This is a genomic window from Alishewanella sp. HH-ZS, from assembly GCF_001704375.1.
In the GTDB taxonomy this organism is placed as follows: Bacteria; Pseudomonadota; Gammaproteobacteria; order Enterobacterales; family Alteromonadaceae; genus Alishewanella; species Alishewanella aestuarii.
The window spans coordinates 66,519-82,946 of sequence record NZ_LZEJ01000004.1 but is presented as its reverse complement, the minus strand read 5'-3'; the positions used below and the strand labels follow the sequence as shown (position 1 = coordinate 82,946).

Sequence of the window (16,428 nt, the reverse complement as noted above, 5' to 3'; positions counted from 1 at the left end):
CACTTGCATGCTGAAGTACATTAATTACCAGCTGGACTCCGATGATGCTGCTCAGGCGGCATCTGAACAAAAAGTCGCTGCCGGCATCAGGCTGCGCTTTAATAACAATCTTCAGGCGCTATCTCAGTATAGTCCCTCCCTGGTGCCGATAATTCAGCAACACAGTATGCAGCAGTATTCGGTATTTTGTACCCGTGCTGCAGAGCTGAATATTGTCGATTTTGCTACCGGCCGTGTCTGGTACAGCGAGACGCCCGCTGCCGAAGTCTCGCACGAAGTCGACAGCTTTTGCCGCAACGCGCCTTATGTTGAATTTGATACTGCAGCCTTACCAACGCAGGCAGATCAACCATGGCCGGTAGAGGCTTTACCGCAACAGCCTGATGTGGTGGTTATGCTGGGCTTGGGGCTGGGTTATCAGATAAATGCTTTGTTGCAAAAAGCCAGGGTTAAGTACCTTATTGTGTACGAGCCCAATGTAGATACGTTGATTTGCTCAGTGCAGGCTAATGATTGGCAGCAGTTATTTGCTGCGGCAGAAGCGGCAGGTACGCAGATTTTTCTGCAATTGGAAAATGACGGCAGCTCGGTGGCAGAAGACCTGGCAGAACTGCGCAGCGTAGCAGGTTTTAGCCGTGTTTATGTATACCGGCATTACTGCCATCCGGTGATGGATAAAGTAGCCGAATATTTATTTGCTCACAGCGGCCAGCCGGAGCAGTTGCTGGGTAGTACGGCACAGTTTTTGGCCTACGAGGATTTTAATGATTATATCGCTGAGCGCAGCGTTAACGTGTTGGGTAATCAACAGCCGCATGCCGCGGCGCCGGCTGATGAGTTATACCGGCGTAATATGGCGGCACTGCAAAAGTTTTACCCCAAAGTACATGCTGAAATTGACAAGCACCAAAGCCGGCATTGGCAAGCGGTAACCGATGACAATGGCAAAAGCAATTTATATCATCCGCAGCGCAAAGCGTTTTTTTATCAGGATCTTGATGCAGAGTCTGCCCGTTTGCTGGAGCATTTTACCCGGCAGCCGTATAAAGATGATGTGTTGTTAGGCCAGACCTCTGTTGATAAATTCAGCCACTACATTCATTACTCGCATATTGCGCAAACCCAGCCGCTGATTAATAAACAACTGCAACAGAAAATTCAGTTACCGCCAGAGGTCGACTCACTGATTATTTTCGGTGTAGGTTTGGGTAAACATATCCAGTTACTGACCGAACAATATCAAATCAGCAATCTGTATATTTGTGAGCCTAATTTAGATTTTTTTGCTGCCAGTCTTAAGGTAACCGATTGGGCCGCTATATTTGATCGGGCAGAGCAAAATGGCCTGCGGATATACCTGAACCTGGGCGGCGATGGCTCAACCTATTTTTATGATCTGATGGCGCAGTTTTACCAGGTTGGCGCTTATTCTATTGCCAATACCTATATGTTTTGCTCTTACTTCAACCAGAAAATGCATAAGGCGATTGCCGATTTACGCGCCGAATTAAAGGTCGTGCTGGCGCTGGGCGAATACTATGATCATTGCCGTTACGGTATTGCGCATACCTACAACAGTGTGGCAAAGCAGCATAAGTTTTTACAGTACGACAATAGCAGCTACCGTAATTTGCCGGCACTGAACCTGCCGGTATTTGTGGTGGGTAATGGGCCGTCGTTAGACAACAGCTTTAGCTATTTGCAGGAACATCGCGACAAAGTGGTGTTAATCAGTTGCGGTACCGCTTTATATTCATTGTATAAAAAAGGCATTAAGCCGGACTTTCATGCAGAGGTGGAGCAAAACCGCTCTACTTTCTGCTGGATAGGGCAAGTGAAAGATGCGGATTATTTAAAGGATATCCGGCTGATCAGTGTTAACGGTATTCATCCTGATACGGCAGATCTGTTTAAAGAAACCTTGCTGTGTTTTAAAGACGGCGAGTCATCGACGAATTTCTTTGATGTCCGGCTGAAAAAGCAGGGCGTGCAGGTAGCGTCGCTGAGTTATGCCTATCCTACGGTAACCAATCTGGTGCTTAATTACGCGCTAAGGCTGGGCTTTAAAGTATTTTATCTGTTTGGTGTCGACCTGGGTTACGCCGATGTACGCCAGCATCATTCTCAGGCATCGGCCTATTACCGCAACGACGGCTCAGAAGTGTATGACTACCAGAAAGCTCATGGTGGCGGCATGCCGGCAAAGGGTAACTTTTTGCCTTATGTGTTTACCAAACCTGAATTTGATATGTCGCGCAAACTGCTGGAACAGGCTATCAGCAAAGCCGGACGCAAAGTCGAGATCTACAACTGCAGCAACGGCGTGAAGATTGATGGTGCCGTGCCGCTGCAGCCGGATAACATTTTATTCAGTGACTTACCCAAACACAAAGACCAGGTGCTGCAGCAGCTTATCGATACGGCGTACTACGCCGATTTATCACCTTATGCCAAGCCGATATTTGCTCAAATCGACTTTGCTGCTTTTCGCCGCACTATTGCTGCTTGGCTGGCGCTGTTTGACGAAGAGATCACCACACAAGAACAGGCCAAAGCCTTTATTGCCGGACAATGGCGCTTGTTGCAAAGCGCCGCGCGTGACCCGTCAGATCCAACCTTTTATTTGTTCTACGGCAGCACTAATTACTTCGGCGGCCTGATGACAAAAGTTGCCTCCTGTATCAGTGATGATACGCCGGAGATTTTGCCGGTGTTTCATCAGGTTATGCAGGTATGGCGTGATTATGTGCAAAGCGGCGGTGAGCAGTTTGAGCAGCAGCCGTTAAAGTTTGACGATGTGGATGTGCAGTATTTATTTAAATAGTTGCGGGTGCTATTTTTTTGACGCCGGCAACACCACGCCGGCCTGAGAATAATGCGGACTCCGGTTTGCTAAGCGCCTACAGCCAGTGCTAATCATGGCGCTATCTTTGCATAGCTACAGGATATTTTAGCCGGTTGATTAAACGGGATCCGACAGATGGTCGCAGCAGATGTAACGCACGGCATTTTTTTTATCGACATTCAACAGCAAGAGTTACCCTGTGTTGAAACAGAAATCGTTTTCCCCGCCCGGACAGTAATATGGCTGCAGTTGCAGCTTGATAACTACATTGAGCCTGTACTTAACACGTTGCGCCGGCATTATCAGCGTTTTACCAGCTTAAGTATTGCCACCAACAGCATGCTGGTTAAAACGCAACTGGAGCAATTCTTTCCTGAGTTATGCCGCAGGGTACAATATAGCGAGCAAAACCTGCAGCAGTTAACTGTGGGCGATACCGCGCAGCTGGCGGCCTGTGGCACAGCGTTGCCGGCGTTTGCTATCACGCTGTCAGAGCCGCTGCTTAGCCCGGCATTAGCGCGGTTGAAAGACTACTTTATGCTTGACGCCCGCATTACCGATATTGCCGATATTGATACCATCAGCAGCTTAACCGATGAACTGATACAGCAGTTGTCGGTACAGCAGTGTGCTTTTTCGGCTTTTGTACAGATAAGGTTGCTAAGCTATTACTCAGAGCAGCTAAATCATTACGGTAATGCTTATTTTAAAAGCCTCGCGTTGGGCCTTGGCGACCAACATTGTGATCTTCAGGCGCTGTGGGCCTTGGTGTCTGACCGGCGATTCTCAGTCACAGAGCAGTTCTTTATCTATAACCAGATAGCGTCATTGGATTTTAACGGTAAAACCAAAGACAAATCTGATTTTGCCATGCGCCTGGCGGGCTATCAAAGCATAGTACGCGCTATGTGCCATGCTATTAATTTGCGCGAACCTTTTATCGATATAACCCGGCGCGATACTAAGTTGGTATTTGTATTTCTGGCGCAGTTTCTCGGCATCAGGCATGCGCCCAGTAAAATTGCGCTGGATATCATAAAAGATTTATCCGCACTGGGTATTCAGGCGGTGATGATTGATAGCTGTGAACTGATGCCCAGGCAAGGGTCTGTCCCCTGGTTCGGTGCGGCTTATGCGAACAGAGCGAACTTTAACACCGAGCTTATTGAGTACGAAGGCGTCAGTTTCAACTATGTGCAGTTGTCAGACAACATGCCCAATGCGAATGAAATGCTCAGTGTGCTGAATTTAGTCAACTCTTACCGGCCTTATTTCTGTGTCACGGTAGGCGAAAGTATCGTTGCCGATATGTGTAGTCAATTGGTACCCAATGTTGTCGTGCCTACAGTTGCCAGATTACCGCATACTTTAAGTCAGTTCCGTCTGGCCGATCCCAGCATATCCCGCGACGGCGTAACGATTACTGATACTGACTTTCTGCAAGGGATCCTCGATTACAGGATGGTACCGAAAATCAGCCGCTCAGATGCGGCTAAGCCATCGTTGAGTGACGGACCTTTTAATATCGCTATTATCGGCAACCGGTTGGATATTGAGCTCAAAGATGAATTCTTCCGTTTCCTCACTACCTTGCTGCCGTTCAATGTACGTTTTATCTTTATTGGTGAGTTTGCTAATTACCCGGATTGGTGTCAGAAGTATGCTTTTTTGTTGCAGCATGCCGAGTCTAAAGGGTTTCAAAGTGAACTGACTACCGTTCTGGCCGGCTGCCATGCCTTTTTGAACTATCCCCGGGTCGGTGGCGGACATTCGGCCTTGTATGCCATGCGGGCCGGTTTGCCGGTGCTAACGTTAAAGCATTGTGATGTATATTCTGTGGCTGGTAGCGGTTTTGACTCCTATGCCGATATTAAGCAGGAGATACTGCAGCTGATAGCCTCAGAAGACTATCTGCAGCAGCAATCACTACAAGCATTGCAAAAAGCTGCGGCTATTGTAGAGCAACGCTCCGACATTACTGAGCTGATCACTATGCTATCTTCAAGCCCGCTGTTTAACCGGCCCGGCTTTGTACACACCGATTTATGATAAGGAAGGGGTAAGCTGTGACTAAAGTAAACTTAACTGAGCAGATGGCACAGGTGCTGGAGTCGAATCGCTATGTGCACGCTTTTTTGGTTGAAAAAGACGAGTACAACAAAAGCCCGCATTTCCGGCCGGAAAATAAGCGTAAAGTACGCAATATCATTCAGGGTATTTGTAACAGCTTACCGCAGCGTCAGCGCATGATTGATTTTGGTTGTGGCACCGGTTTTGTTATCGGACTAAGCCACGATTTGTTTACTGAAGTGGTTGGGGTAGATATTACGCAGCAGATGATGGCACAGGTAGATCTGACACCCGGCAACATTAGCTTGTGCGAAGCTTTAGCCGAGTCGACGCCTTTCCCGGACAATCACTTTGATTTTGCCACTGCGTACTCCTTTATGGATCACCTGTTTGACTACAAAACGTTTTTACAGGAAGCCTTTCGGGTGTTGAAACCCGGCAGCGTGTTCTACACCGATCTTAATCCAAACCGTGAGTTTATTCTGGCGATGGAAAAAACTGCAAGCCTAGCGCAGCAACAGCTGTTCTCCGGCCAAATTCAGCGCGAGATTAAAGGCGCCCTGCATAATGGCGAGCATTATCACAGCCAGTTTGGCATGGATGCGGCTAAGCTGGAGCTGGCAGAGCCCGGTAAAACGGTGAACAAAGGCTTTTTAGCCAGTGAAGTGATGCAGGTGGCAGCAGACATTGGTTTTAGCTCATGCAAAGTAGAATTTGAGTGGTTTGTTAACCAGGGCGAATGGGTTAATCAGAAACCGGACGGACAGGCACAACTGATTGAAGAGTATCTGCTGTCGATGCGCCCGCTGTCTGATCAGCTGTATAAGTATCTTCGTTTTGTGATGACGAAATAACGCCGGTAGGTAACGCAGATGGACTTAAGTTCGCTACAGCAGCAATTTGACCAGCAAGGTGTGGTCGTTATTCCACAAGTACTGGATAAAGCCTGGCTCAATGCCCTGCAACAAGAGCTGGAAGCCGCTATTGCTGAAGATACGCAGCAACGGCCGGATGTGTTTGACGCCGGTATGGTACACAACTGCATGACCCGCGGTAAGCAGATGTGTGCCGTGCTGGATCACCCGCTGCTGAATCACTACATTAAGGCGTTGTTTACACCGCATTGTATTATTTACGCTTACCAGTCATCCAGCCTGACACCCGGTCAGGGTAATTACGGCAGCCGGGTGCATGTCGACTGCCCGCGCTGGATAGACAACTACATCACCAATGTTGGTGTTATTTTACCCCTGAACGACTTTACCCTGCAAAACGGCGCCACCTGGTATTTGCCGGGCTCACACCGGCTGGCAGAGCTGCCCTCTGAGACATTATTTTATCAGCAGGCAAAACGGCTGCTGTGTCAGGCCGGCGATATGGTTATTTTTAATGCCAGGCTGGTGCATGCTGCCGGCGTAAATCAGGATAATTATACGCGGCATGCGCTAACCATCAATTTATGCCGGCCTTATATGCGCCAGCGCTTTGACTTCCCCAGGCTATTAACCCGGCAGCAAATTGACAGCCTGGGTGAGGATGGCCGCCGCCTTGTTGGTATGAATGTTCGCATGCCGGTTAGCCTGGATGAGTTTTATTTACCGCCTGAACAGCGGCTGTATAAACCCGGGCAGGAATAGCTGATGCAGCATGTAATTGTTTTCGGTACGGGGCCGCTGGCGCGCTTACTGCACCATCTGATAGAAACCACTACTCAGGATGAAGTGGTGGCGTTTACGGTAGACGCCGCTTATAAGACCTATGGGCAGTTTGAAGGTAAGCCGGTATACGCTTATCAGGAACTGGAGCAGCATATTGCTACAGACAACATTAAACTACTCTGTGCTGTCGGTTATAGCGACATGCGTGCCAGGCAGCAGCTGTTTTTGCGTTTAAAAGCCGACGGCCGGCGCTTTTACAGCTATATCAGCCCCGCGGCTGTGGTAGACAGCACCGTGGTGTTGGGCGACAACAGCGTGATTATGGCCAACGTGGTAATTGAGCCGTTTTGTGTACTGGGTGACAACAATCTGTTGTGGTCGTCCAGCACCTTGTGCCACGACAGCACTGTTGGCAGCCACAATTTTGTTGCCGCCGGCACTACTATTGGCGGTTGTTGCCGGATTGGCGATCTGTGTTTTTTCGGCTTTAACACTGTTGTGATCCAGCAACTGCATATAGCTGACGAGTCGCTTATCGGCGCATCCGCGCTGGTATTGCACGACACCGTATTGGCCGGCAAATATATCGGCAGTCCGGCGCGGGTGGTGAGCACACATCAGGATACAGGGATCCGGCTATGACCACTGTTGCGGTTTGCCAGTCAAATTATATGCCGTGGAAAGGTTACTTTGACATGATCCGCCGCGCGGACTATTTCGTGTTTTACGACATAGTGCAGTACACCAAGAACGACTGGCGTAACCGCAATAAAATTCAAACGCCGGCCGGCCCGCAGTGGTTAACCGTGCCGGTATTGCACCGCCATTTAGGGCAGCCGATTAATCAAATTGAACTGGCCGGCAGCAGTTGGCAAGCCAAGCATTGGAAAACCCTGCAGCAAAATTACCGCAAAGCGGCTTATTTTGACCATTATGCCGCACAGCTCGAAGACTTTTATCGCCGCGATTGGCGCTATCTTTCAGATCTTAATCAAAGCTTTATTACGTTGTTGTGTGAGCTGCTGCAGATAAAAACCATCCTGGTTAACGCCGGGTCTCTGCAACTCAGTACAGAGCGGAATCAGCGTCTGCTGGACATTTGTCAGCATTTTAACGCCACACACTACCTCAGCGGTCCGGCTGCGCAAGCTTATCTGAACACTGAGCTGTTTAAGCAACAGGGTATAAGCGTGCAGTGGATGCAATACCAGCATTATCCGCCTTACCCACAGTTGCAGCAGCCGTTTGAGCATGCGGTAACGGTACTGGATTTACTGTTTAACACCGGGCCGGATGCCTTAGCGTATTTATAAAGTGAGAATGCCATGATCCCATTTAACTGGCCGTACATGACAGGTAAAGAGCTGCACTATATTTCGGAAGCGCACTTTAACGGCAAGTTGGCCGGTGACGGTCCTTTTACCAAGCAGTGCCACAACTGGCTGGAGCAAAACAGTGGCAGTGCCAAAGCGCTGTTGACCAACTCCTGCACCGCGGCGCTGGAGATGGCGGCATTATTACTGGATATTAAGCCCGGCGATGAAGTGATCATGCCGTCCTATACCTTTGTCTCAACTGCTAACGCCTTTGTACTGCGTGGTGCCTGTCCGGTGTTTGTTGATATCCGGCCGGATACGTTAAACATTGATGAAACCCTGATTGAAGCGGCGATTACCGGCAAAACCAAAGCCATAGTACCGGTGCACTATGCCGGTGTGGCCTGTGAGATGGATACTATTTGTGCCATTGCCGGCCGGCACGGGCTTAAGGTGGTAGAAGATGCCGCTCAGGGCGTCATGGCCAGATATAAGGGCCGGGCGTTGGGCAGCATCGGCGCCATGGGGGCGTACAGTTTTCACGAAACCAAAAATATTATTTCCGGTGAAGGCGGCGCTTTACTGGTTAATGATGCGCAGTTGATTTTGCGGGCAGAAATTATCCGTGAAAAGGGCACTAACCGTAGCCAGTTTTTCCGCGGTGAGATTGATAAATACACCTGGCATGATTACGGTTCATCTTTTTTACCCGGCGAGCTGATTTCTGCCTTTCTCTGGGCGCAGTTGGAGCAGGCGCAAGCGATAACGGCCAGCCGGATGCAAAGCTGGCAGTTGTACCACAGCTTGTTGCAACCGCTGGCTGCTGCGGGCTTACTCAGACGGCCGGTGATACCGGCTGATTGTGAGCATAATGCGCACATGTACTATGTGCTGTTGTCGCCGGAAATTGAGCGGCAAAAGGTGCTGGACGTAATGAAACAGCAAGGTGTGCATGCGGTGTTTCACTATGTACCGCTGCATTCTTCAACTGCAGGGCAGCGGTTTGGCCGTGTGCACGGTACTATGACGTACACCGACAGCCTGCCGCAGGCGTTAATACGCTTACCGTTGTGGTGCGGGATCAGCGAGCAACAACAGCAATTGGTTATCGCAGCTTTAACGCAGGCGTTACAGCGCTGAACGGCGATAAGCCGGCAGAGTCGCAACGCTAAGGCGTTATTTTTAGCAGCTCAGTCAAATAATCTTTGTAGCTGCAATCGGGCATCGCCTGCAAACGCTGCAACACGTCATCATGCGACAGCCAGCCATTGAGGTGGGCGATTTCTTCCAGACAGGCAATTTGATAGCCCTGCCGTTTTTCGATGGTTTCGACAAAGGTAGAGGCTTCTGACAAGCTCTCATGGGTGCCGGTATCCAGCCAGGCAAAACCACGGCCAAGCAACTCAATTTTTAGTTGTTTGCGCTCCAGATAGGCCTGATTAACCGCAGTAATTTCCAGCTCACCACGCTTTGAAGGGCGCAGGGTTTTGGTAATGTCGACTACATTATTATCGTAAAAGTACAGCCCGGTAACGGCATATTTACTTTGCGGCTGCGCCGGTTTTTCTTCTATCGATTGCACCTGAAAGTCGGCGTCAAATTTAACCACGCCAAAACGCTCAGGGTCTTTTACCTGATAACCAAAAATCACCGCCCCGGGTAAACGGCCTTTGGCCTGATGGAGTTTGGGGGTAAAACCCTGGCCGTAAAAGATGTTGTCTCCCAGTACCAGACAAACGTCGTCATTGCCAATAAACGGCTCTGCAATTAAGAAGGCCTGAGCGATACCTTCAGGTTTATGCTGCACAGCATATTGCAGGCTGATACCAAATCTACTGCCATCGCCGAGCAGGCGTTGGAACGCGGCCTGCTGCTCTTGGGTGGAGATCAGCAAAATATCGCGGATACCGGCCAGCATTAATACCGATAACGAATAGTAAATCATCGGCTTGTTATGAATAGGCAACAACTGCTTGGAAATTCCCAGTGTAATAGGGTACAGCCGGCTGCCGGTGCCACCGGCCAGAAGAATTCCTTTCATAACATATCCTATTGCAGTGTAATGCGAATATTAATCCGGCGTCTGGTATGCATAATACAGAATGCCATTGTGAGTACTTTGATAGGTTAATCCGGCATGTTGCGCAACCTTTACTGATGCTGTATTGCCGGGCAGAATTTCAGCTACTATTGTTCCTGTTAGTTGGCTTACCAACAATTTAACCATAGCTTTAGCCAAGCCTTTGCCGCGATACTCCGCAGCGACTGTCCAGGAAATACGATGACTGCCTGCTGTTGAATCTACCCTGACAGTGCCGACAGGCTGATCGGCAAATTCTGCAATATAAAGCCGGCGTTGCGGATTACTCAGGCTTTGTTGTAACCAGTGCGTGTGCTGCTGCTCAGTAACCTGCTCCGGGTTAAGGCTGAACCGGCGTGTGTCGGCGTCATTACGCCAGTGCAATAGGCGTTCAGCGTCGGCCAAAGTGGCAAGGCGGAGCCGGACAGACGCCGTCATGTCTTAGATTAACTCCCAGCTTAGTGGGGTACCCATCGGCACATCTTGTTTGATCTGACGGCCAAGAAACTGTGGCAGGTACTTCGGTGCCAGGCCAAGCCCTGGCCGTACAGAGCGCAGGTTATCTGCAGTAAAAATATCACCGGCTTGCATATCTTTGGCAATATAGAGTGAGCGGCGGTGTACCCGTGAGGCAACTTCTTTGTCGGTACAGCCATAATGCACTTTACCTAATGCATCTTTCGCTTTACGGCATTCTGATACCAGCAGGCTGAATTCGGCCGGCTCCATGGAAAAAGCTGCATCAATGCCGCCTTCACTGCGGTCTAACACAAAGTGTTTTTCTATCACGGTTGCGCCCAGCGCCACGGCAGCGACGCTGACACCAATACCGGCGGTGTGATCAGATAAGCCGACCTGACAGCCAAACAGTGCCGCAAGGTGCGGAATAGTATGTAAGTTGGCGTCGATAGGGCGCGCCGGGTAATTACTGGTGCATTTAAGTAGAATGAGATCTTTACAGCCGTTGCTACGCAGCACCTCTACTGATTCTGCCAGTTCAGCTTGTGTTGCCATGCCGGTTGACATAATCACGGGCTTGCGGGTTTTCGCCACCGCTGTCAACAGACCATGATCGATATTTTCAAAGGATGCGATTTTGTAACAAGGCACATTAAGTGACTCAAGAAAATCTACTGCCGTTAAGTCAAACGGCGAGCTAAATGCCAACATTCCTTTGTTATTGGCATAATCAAAAATCGATTTATGCCACTCCCACGGTGTCATAGCAACTTTGTATAAGTTATACAGCGATTGACCTTGCCACAAGCTATTTTTATCAGCGATAAAAAACTCGCGCTCGTGCACATCCAGAGTAATGGTATCTGGTGTGTAGGTTTGCAGTTTGAGTGCATGTGCACCTGCTGCTGCGGCGGCATCCACTAGCGCCATCGCTTTTTCCAGTGATTGACCGTGATTACCAGACATTTCGGCAATGATAAAAGGGGGCTGATTTGACCCAACCAGACGGTTACCTATATTTATCTCTAACATTATCTATTCGCCACCACGTTTAATATTTGCTCTACCACTAAAGGCGTTCCGGCATTATCCGGTACCAGGTTTTTCGCCCGCAGGCCAATCTCGTCCAGCAGTGCTGGTTGGGACAGGTAATAGCATAGTTGCTCTGCAAAGAACTCTGCTGACATTTCAGCAGCCTGACCCAACCAGACACAGGCACCAAGCTTGTTCAGATACGCCGTTGTCGCCTGCTGATTTTCGGCAACGGTTACGACTAAGCCTGGCAGGCCACAAATACTCCTTTCCCAATGTGTGGTACCACCCGCACCCAGCATGAGTCGTGCTTTGCGCATCAGTGTTGCCATTGAAGTTGTCTGAATATGCAATTGCACATCAGGCAGGTTCGCCAGTTGCCGTTGCAACATAGCACGCCACGGATTATTTGCCCCAATCACTATATCGGCTGTTATACCCCGAGGCTTTAGCATTACTAGCGCATTAATTGCAATACTGGTTAGATTATCGGCATCACTCCCCCCGAAGCTGATCAATAAGTGGTTGGCCAAAGGTGTCGCGGACGCAGAATAGAATTCATCACGTAGCAAGGCGAACTTAGGACCGAGCAAAGTACGACAGTGAGCAGGAATAAGTCCCTGATAACGCAGGTGTTGGTCTGGTAGCAGATTTTGGTCAAGTAACAGCTCGCAGTCCAGCGCTCGGTTCGCCAGATCATCTATGACCATGACATACTGACAGCGTTGACGTAATAATTGGCAAAAAGTCGCAGTCAGTTGATAGTGATCTACTATCAATAAGCGGTAGTCGTGCTGCAACGCCGCCAACAGCAACTGACTCTCGTGTTCTTCGTTTAAAGGCTCTGATATTAGAGAAATAACATTAAAGCCTTGCTGTTGCAGCCAGGCAATTAAATGTCCGGATTCAACCCGACAGGCAAAATCACAAACCGCACCCCGTTGCTGTAACGCTTTTGCCAACGTCAGACAACGCATAATATGGCCACTGCCACGCGCTATTGAGGCATCAGCACGAAACAGTACGCGCATCTCAGCGACTTTCCTGTAGTAATATCTGATACAGCACTTCCGCGCGTCGCCAATCTTCGATAGTGTCGATATCTTGCACCAAATGGTCAGGTAAGACATACATACGGGAGCGCTCCCCGAATATCTTTTTGTTGCGATCTAACCAGGTATCCGCTTTAGCCCAATAAAGTTGTCCTGCATCGTGAAAAGTCGGTGGTAAATCTTGCGACCGTTTGCCGATGGCAAGTCGGTCGAATGGCGTGACTCCGCCCAGTTCGGTTTGTAGCAGAGCCCGCTGGATCGGGAAAGAAAAGCGGGCACTGGTAAAGACATAATCAGCTGCGGTGTCATGTAGCAGGTTTAGGCTCTGTTTTACAACGTCGGAGCTGAGTAAAGGTGCGGTAGCGTACAGGCAGGCGCAATGATCTAATTGCCAGTTCAGCTGTCTGAGTCTCAGAATGGCATCCCGGATCACCGCACTGGTACCGGTAGAGTCGTCCGCGAGGTTGGCGTCGCGGATAAAAGGAACTTCAGCGCCAAAGCGGACAGCGATGTCGGCAATTTCGCTATCGTCTGTCGATACCACAACTTTATCGACTACACCACTGGCGAGCGCTGCCTGGATCGGGTAGCTCAGCATAGGTTGGCCAGCAAAATTCTTAATGTTTTTGCGTGGGATGCGCTTGCTGCCGCCCCGGGCAGGGATAATTGCAACGTTCATCAGATGCTCTCTAGCAAGCTCTGCAAGGTGTTTATTACCAATTGTTGATCTTGCGAGGTTAAACCGGGAAACAGCGGCAAGGTCACAGCTTGTTGATAATATAGCTCGGCCTGCGGGCAGTAACCTGCTTTAAAACCAAGTTGCTGGTAGTAAGGCTGTAAGTAAATCGGAATGTAGTGCAAATGTCCGACGATGCCGTGTTGCCTTAGAAAACTGATACAGTCTCTATGTTGTGTTTTATCGATGTTAATCAGTCTAACGACATACAGGTGATAGCTACTGTAACTATCCGGTAGTTGTGTCAGAGGACAAACGCCAGGCATTGACGCAAAGGCCTGATCGTAAACTTTGGCCAACTGGTGGCGCGTATTGACGAAGGCCTCCAGTTTAGCAAACTGACTAAGACCAAGGGCCGCTTGCAGATCAGTTAAGCGATAGTTAAAACCCAGCAGTTGTTGCTGATAGTACCAAACGCCATGACTGGGCTCAGTCAGCTCTGAACTCTCAGAAGTGATACCATGGCTACGCAACATCTGCATTTTTCTGGCAAGTTTCGGATTATGCGTAGTCGCCATCCCACCTTCACCGCTGGTAATGATTTTTACCGGGTGAAAGCTAAACACACAAATATCGGAATAGCGGCAGTTGCCGATAACGTCATGCTGATAGCGAGCGCCGATCGCATGCGAGGCATCTTCGATGACATAGAATCCGTAGCGTTCAGCCAGGGCAGAAATTTGCTTCATCTCGCACGACTGGCCGGAAAAATGTACAGGTATCACAACCTTGGGTAAGGCGTTTTCTCTCTTAGCCAGTATTAACTTTTCTTCCAGCGCACTCACCGACATATTGCCGGTGTGTAACTCGATATCGACAAAATCGACATTGGCGCCACAATATAATGCGCAGTTAGCTGAGGCAACAAAAGAGTTAGGGGATGTCCAAACCCGATCACCAGGCCCCACGCCCAGTGCCAGACAGGCAAGATGTAAAGCGGAGGTGGCGCTATTTACTGCGACGGCAAACGGAACCTGGCAATAGTCTACAATGGCTTGTTCGAAGGCTGGAACCCTGGGGCCTTGTGTTAACCAATTTGACTGTAATACCTCTTGAACGGCTGCCAAATCCTCCGCATCGAGTTGTTGTTTGCCATAGGGAATCATAAGTCAGCTACCAGATTACAGTGTCGGATCTCATCGACACTTAAAAAGTGGGGGTTAGTGTCTGAGACGTATTCGAAGCCTTGCTGAACCAATTTACCCGATTCCCCCAGTGCGTTGGTGGTAAAATCATTACTGCGGTTAAAAAACTTTATTGCTGGTGCAATAACAAAATGGTCATTGAATTCGTAAGTATGGAATGACATATCTCCCGGACACATCATTTCATGCAGTTTTTCTCCGGGGCGTATCCCCACTAGCTTAATCGCTAATTGCGGTGCCATAGCTTTAGCCAGATCAATAATGCGGATTGATGGGATTTTAGGTACAAAAATTTCGCCACCGAGCATACGTTCAAAGTTCTTCAATACAAAATCTACACCTTGTTGTAAGGTGATCCAGAAGCGCGTCATCTCCTGGTGGGTGATCGGCAGATGATCGGCTCCCTTATTGATTAGTTGCTGAAAATAGGGCACGACAGAACCTCTTGAACCCACAACATTACCGTAGCGGACGACGGAAAATCGTGGTCGGCTGCCACCTGTCATGTTGTTTGCAGCGATAAAAAGCTTGTCGGATGCAAGTTTGGTTGCGCCATATAAATTGACGGGGTTGGCGGCCTTGTCCGTGGATAATGCGATAACTTTTTCAACATTAGTTTCTATGGCGGCATTAATGACATTTTCTGCGCCGTTAATATTGGTTCTGATACATTCAGTCGGATTATATTCCGCAGCAGGGACCTGCTTTAATGCCGCGGCATGGATCACATAGTCAACGCCATGCATAGCCCGGATCAACCGCTGTTCATCACGAACGTCGCCGATAAAGTAACGCATGCAGCTTTGGTGATATTTTTGCTGCATCTCATATTGCTTAAGCTCATCGCGGGAGAAAATAATGATTTTTTTCGGTTTGTAGCGGGCCAGCAAGGTCGCAGTGTATTTATGTCCGAAGGAACCGGTGCCGCCGGTAATCAGTATCGTTTTATTATCAAACATAGTCCGCCCTCTAACGTGGCTGTTGGCGCTGCCATCCTCTGTTAACTGAACGATAGCATAAATTATGCCGAAACCAATAAAAGTGTCAGTAAAATCAAGCTGCAATTACTTTTATCGTTGATATTTCATACAGCGCTGGTCGCCGCTGTGGTGATTGACTATACTTAAGGTTAAACACAGAGCGCGGGGCATGGCCAATGAAACTTAATACCTCAACGGGTCTGAATACGCTAAATCAGGCACAACTGCAGCAGGAAAATTTGTTAAAGAAACTGGCTAATGGTCGGCGGATAAACAGTGCGGCTGATGATGCCGCCGGTTTGCAGATTGCCAACCAGCTTAGTAGCAGTATTAACGCCAAAGCTCAGGGCGAACGCAATCTGTATGATGGTATCTCGTTATCCTGGGTTTATGAACAGGCATTGCAAGGGGTTAACGATAACTTTGCCGAGCTTGGCCGGATGGCTGTCGCCGCAGGAAACGGTATTTACGGCACCCAGGAGCGGCAGGCGCTACAAAAGGAAGCCAACGGTTTGTTGGATAACGCCCGACAAATTATTGATAACACGGAGTTTGCTGGTAAAAAGCTCTTCGGTGCCGATGCCAGTATCAATTTCGAATCTGGTAACGGGGCATTGAGTTTAACCGCTACTGATCTGGGCACGGCCTTGCAAAACCAGAACGCCTTTAATCTCGACCTGACCAATCCGGCGGGCGCCGCCCAGGCGCTGGGGCGCATTGAGCAGGCTCGCGATTTTATCGGTGCTTTGCAGGCAGAGGCAGGAGCGGAAGCGAATCGTTTTGCCGCCGCCGCCCGTAACTCATCAGGGCAGCAGGTTGCCGAATCTGCTGCCCGCAGCCGGATTGCTGATCTGGATTATGCCCGCGCCAGCAGTGACAGAGCGGCAGCCAATATTCTGACCCAAAGCTCAATCAATGTGGCCATGCAAGCCCGCATTTCCTCTGAGCGAGCGTTATCCTTACTAAGCTAGTTTCAGCACCGCGTTATCTGCTGGTTTTTTGACGTCGATTAAGCGTAAGCGTCAAAAAACCAGCATTTTACCTTGCAAGCCAGC

15 protein-coding genes are annotated in these 16,428 nt (G+C 49.3%); 8 read left to right on the top strand and 7 right to left on the bottom strand.

Annotation, left to right across the window (positions count from 1 at the left end):
* The first annotated feature begins 7 nt into the window (after positions 1-7).
* The 7 genes from A9165_RS02780 to rffA all read left to right on the top strand — a co-directional run bounded on the left by A9165_RS02780 (position 8) and on the right by rffA (position 9,029).
* The gene (locus tag A9165_RS02780) at positions 8-2,824 is read left to right on the top strand and encodes a 6-hydroxymethylpterin diphosphokinase MptE-like protein (protein WP_065954833.1); all 2,817 of its coding nucleotides are present in this window, start codon (positions 8-10) and stop codon (positions 2,822-2,824) included.
* 156 nt (positions 2,825-2,980) lie between these two features.
* Positions 2,981-4,894 carry a hypothetical protein gene (locus tag A9165_RS02775; RefSeq protein ID WP_065954832.1) on the top strand — a complete coding sequence of 638 codons (1,914 nt, stop codon included), beginning with the start codon at positions 2,981-2,983 and terminating at the stop codon, positions 4,892-4,894.
* Positions 4,895-4,911: 17 nt separating this feature from the next.
* Positions 4,912-5,769, top strand: a complete 858-nt coding sequence (locus A9165_RS02770) for a class I SAM-dependent methyltransferase (protein WP_065954831.1) — start codon at positions 4,912-4,914, stop codon at positions 5,767-5,769.
* Between the two features lie 18 nt (positions 5,770-5,787).
* Positions 5,788-6,552 carry a phytanoyl-CoA dioxygenase family protein gene (locus A9165_RS02765; protein WP_065954830.1) on the top strand — a complete coding sequence of 255 codons (765 nt, stop codon included), beginning with the start codon at positions 5,788-5,790 and terminating at the stop codon, positions 6,550-6,552.
* A gap of 3 nt (positions 6,553-6,555) precedes the next feature.
* Positions 6,556-7,215: an acetyltransferase gene (locus tag A9165_RS02760; protein ID WP_065954829.1), complete on the top strand. Its 660-nt coding sequence runs from the start codon at positions 6,556-6,558 to the stop codon at positions 7,213-7,215.
* Positions 7,212-7,886, top strand: coding sequence for a WbqC family protein (locus tag A9165_RS02755; protein ID WP_065954828.1), 675 nt, complete (start codon positions 7,212-7,214; stop codon positions 7,884-7,886). The genes A9165_RS02760 and A9165_RS02755 overlap by 4 nt, the downstream gene beginning before the upstream one ends.
* Positions 7,887-7,898: 12 nt before the next feature.
* Positions 7,899-9,029: a dTDP-4-amino-4,6-dideoxygalactose transaminase gene (gene rffA, locus A9165_RS02750; protein WP_065954827.1), complete on the top strand. Its 1,131-nt coding sequence runs from the start codon at positions 7,899-7,901 to the stop codon at positions 9,027-9,029.
* A gap of 28 nt (positions 9,030-9,057) precedes the next feature.
* On the opposite strand, the gene rfbA is transcribed toward rffA, so the two are convergent.
* The 7 genes from rfbA to pseB are packed head-to-tail and all read right to left on the bottom strand — an operon-like array spanning position 9,058 to position 15,352.
* Positions 9,058-9,930, bottom strand: coding sequence for a glucose-1-phosphate thymidylyltransferase RfbA (rfbA, locus tag A9165_RS02745; protein ID WP_065954826.1), 873 nt, complete (start codon positions 9,928-9,930; stop codon positions 9,058-9,060).
* A gap of 30 nt (positions 9,931-9,960) precedes the next feature.
* Positions 9,961-10,407: a GNAT family N-acetyltransferase gene (locus A9165_RS02740; protein ID WP_065954825.1), complete on the bottom strand. Its 447-nt coding sequence runs from the start codon at positions 10,405-10,407 to the stop codon at positions 9,961-9,963.
* Positions 10,408-10,410: 3 nt separating this feature from the next.
* A complete protein-coding gene (gene pseI, locus A9165_RS02735) occupies positions 10,411-11,460 on the bottom strand; it encodes a pseudaminic acid synthase (protein WP_065954824.1) in 1,050 nt (349 codons plus the stop codon).
* Entirely contained in the window at positions 11,460-12,491 is a 1,032-nt protein-coding gene (gene pseG, locus A9165_RS02730) for a UDP-2,4-diacetamido-2,4,6-trideoxy-beta-L-altropyranose hydrolase (RefSeq protein ID WP_065954823.1), read from the bottom strand. The genes pseI and pseG overlap by 1 nt, the downstream gene beginning before the upstream one ends.
* A 1-nt stretch (position 12,492) precedes the next feature.
* On the bottom strand, positions 12,493-13,191 hold the full coding sequence (gene pseF / locus A9165_RS02725) for a pseudaminic acid cytidylyltransferase (protein ID WP_065954822.1): 699 nt from the start codon (positions 13,189-13,191) through the stop codon (positions 12,493-12,495).
* Positions 13,191-14,354, bottom strand: coding sequence for a UDP-4-amino-4,6-dideoxy-N-acetyl-beta-L-altrosamine transaminase (pseC, locus tag A9165_RS02720; RefSeq protein WP_065954821.1), 1,164 nt, complete (start codon positions 14,352-14,354; stop codon positions 13,191-13,193). The genes pseF and pseC overlap by 1 nt, the downstream gene beginning before the upstream one ends.
* Entirely contained in the window at positions 14,351-15,352 is a 1,002-nt protein-coding gene (gene pseB / locus A9165_RS02715) for a UDP-N-acetylglucosamine 4,6-dehydratase (inverting) (RefSeq protein ID WP_065954820.1), read from the bottom strand. The genes pseC and pseB overlap by 4 nt, the downstream gene beginning before the upstream one ends.
* Before the next feature lie 197 nt (positions 15,353-15,549).
* On the opposite strand from pseB, the gene A9165_RS02710 reads away from it, so the two are divergent.
* Entirely contained in the window at positions 15,550-16,344 is a 795-nt protein-coding gene (locus A9165_RS02710; RefSeq protein ID WP_065954819.1) for a flagellin, read from the top strand.
* The last annotated feature ends 84 nt before the right edge of the window (positions 16,345-16,428 follow it).

Excerpts from the sequence above, each read along its gene's own strand:
- A9165_RS02780 (WP_065954833.1), top strand. The coding sequence starts at position 8 with ATGCTGAAGTACATTAATTACCAGCTGGACTCCGATGATGCTGCTCAG.
- A9165_RS02775 (WP_065954832.1), top strand. The coding sequence starts at position 2,981 with ATGGTCGCAGCAGATGTAACGCACGGCATTTTTTTTATCGACATTCAA.
- A9165_RS02765 (WP_065954830.1), top strand. The coding sequence starts at position 5,788 with ATGGACTTAAGTTCGCTACAGCAGCAATTTGACCAGCAAGGTGTGGTC.
- A9165_RS02760 (WP_065954829.1), top strand. The coding sequence starts at position 6,556 with ATGCAGCATGTAATTGTTTTCGGTACGGGGCCGCTGGCGCGCTTACTG.
- A9165_RS02755 (WP_065954828.1), top strand. The coding sequence starts at position 7,212 with ATGACCACTGTTGCGGTTTGCCAGTCAAATTATATGCCGTGGAAAGGT.
- rffA (WP_065954827.1), top strand. The coding sequence starts at position 7,899 with ATGATCCCATTTAACTGGCCGTACATGACAGGTAAAGAGCTGCACTAT.
- rfbA (WP_065954826.1), bottom strand. The coding sequence starts at position 9,930 with ATGAAAGGAATTCTTCTGGCCGGTGGCACCGGCAGCCGGCTGTACCCT.
- A9165_RS02740 (WP_065954825.1), bottom strand. The coding sequence starts at position 10,407 with ATGACGGCGTCTGTCCGGCTCCGCCTTGCCACTTTGGCCGACGCTGAA.
- pseI (WP_065954824.1), bottom strand. The coding sequence starts at position 11,460 with ATGTTAGAGATAAATATAGGTAACCGTCTGGTTGGGTCAAATCAGCCC.
- pseG (WP_065954823.1), bottom strand. The coding sequence starts at position 12,491 with ATGCGCGTACTGTTTCGTGCTGATGCCTCAATAGCGCGTGGCAGTGGC.
- pseF (WP_065954822.1), bottom strand. The coding sequence starts at position 13,191 with ATGAACGTTGCAATTATCCCTGCCCGGGGCGGCAGCAAGCGCATCCCA.
- pseC (WP_065954821.1), bottom strand. The coding sequence starts at position 14,354 with ATGATTCCCTATGGCAAACAACAACTCGATGCGGAGGATTTGGCAGCC.
- pseB (WP_065954820.1), bottom strand. The coding sequence starts at position 15,352 with ATGTTTGATAATAAAACGATACTGATTACCGGCGGCACCGGTTCCTTC.
- A9165_RS02710 (WP_065954819.1), top strand. The coding sequence starts at position 15,550 with ATGAAACTTAATACCTCAACGGGTCTGAATACGCTAAATCAGGCACAA.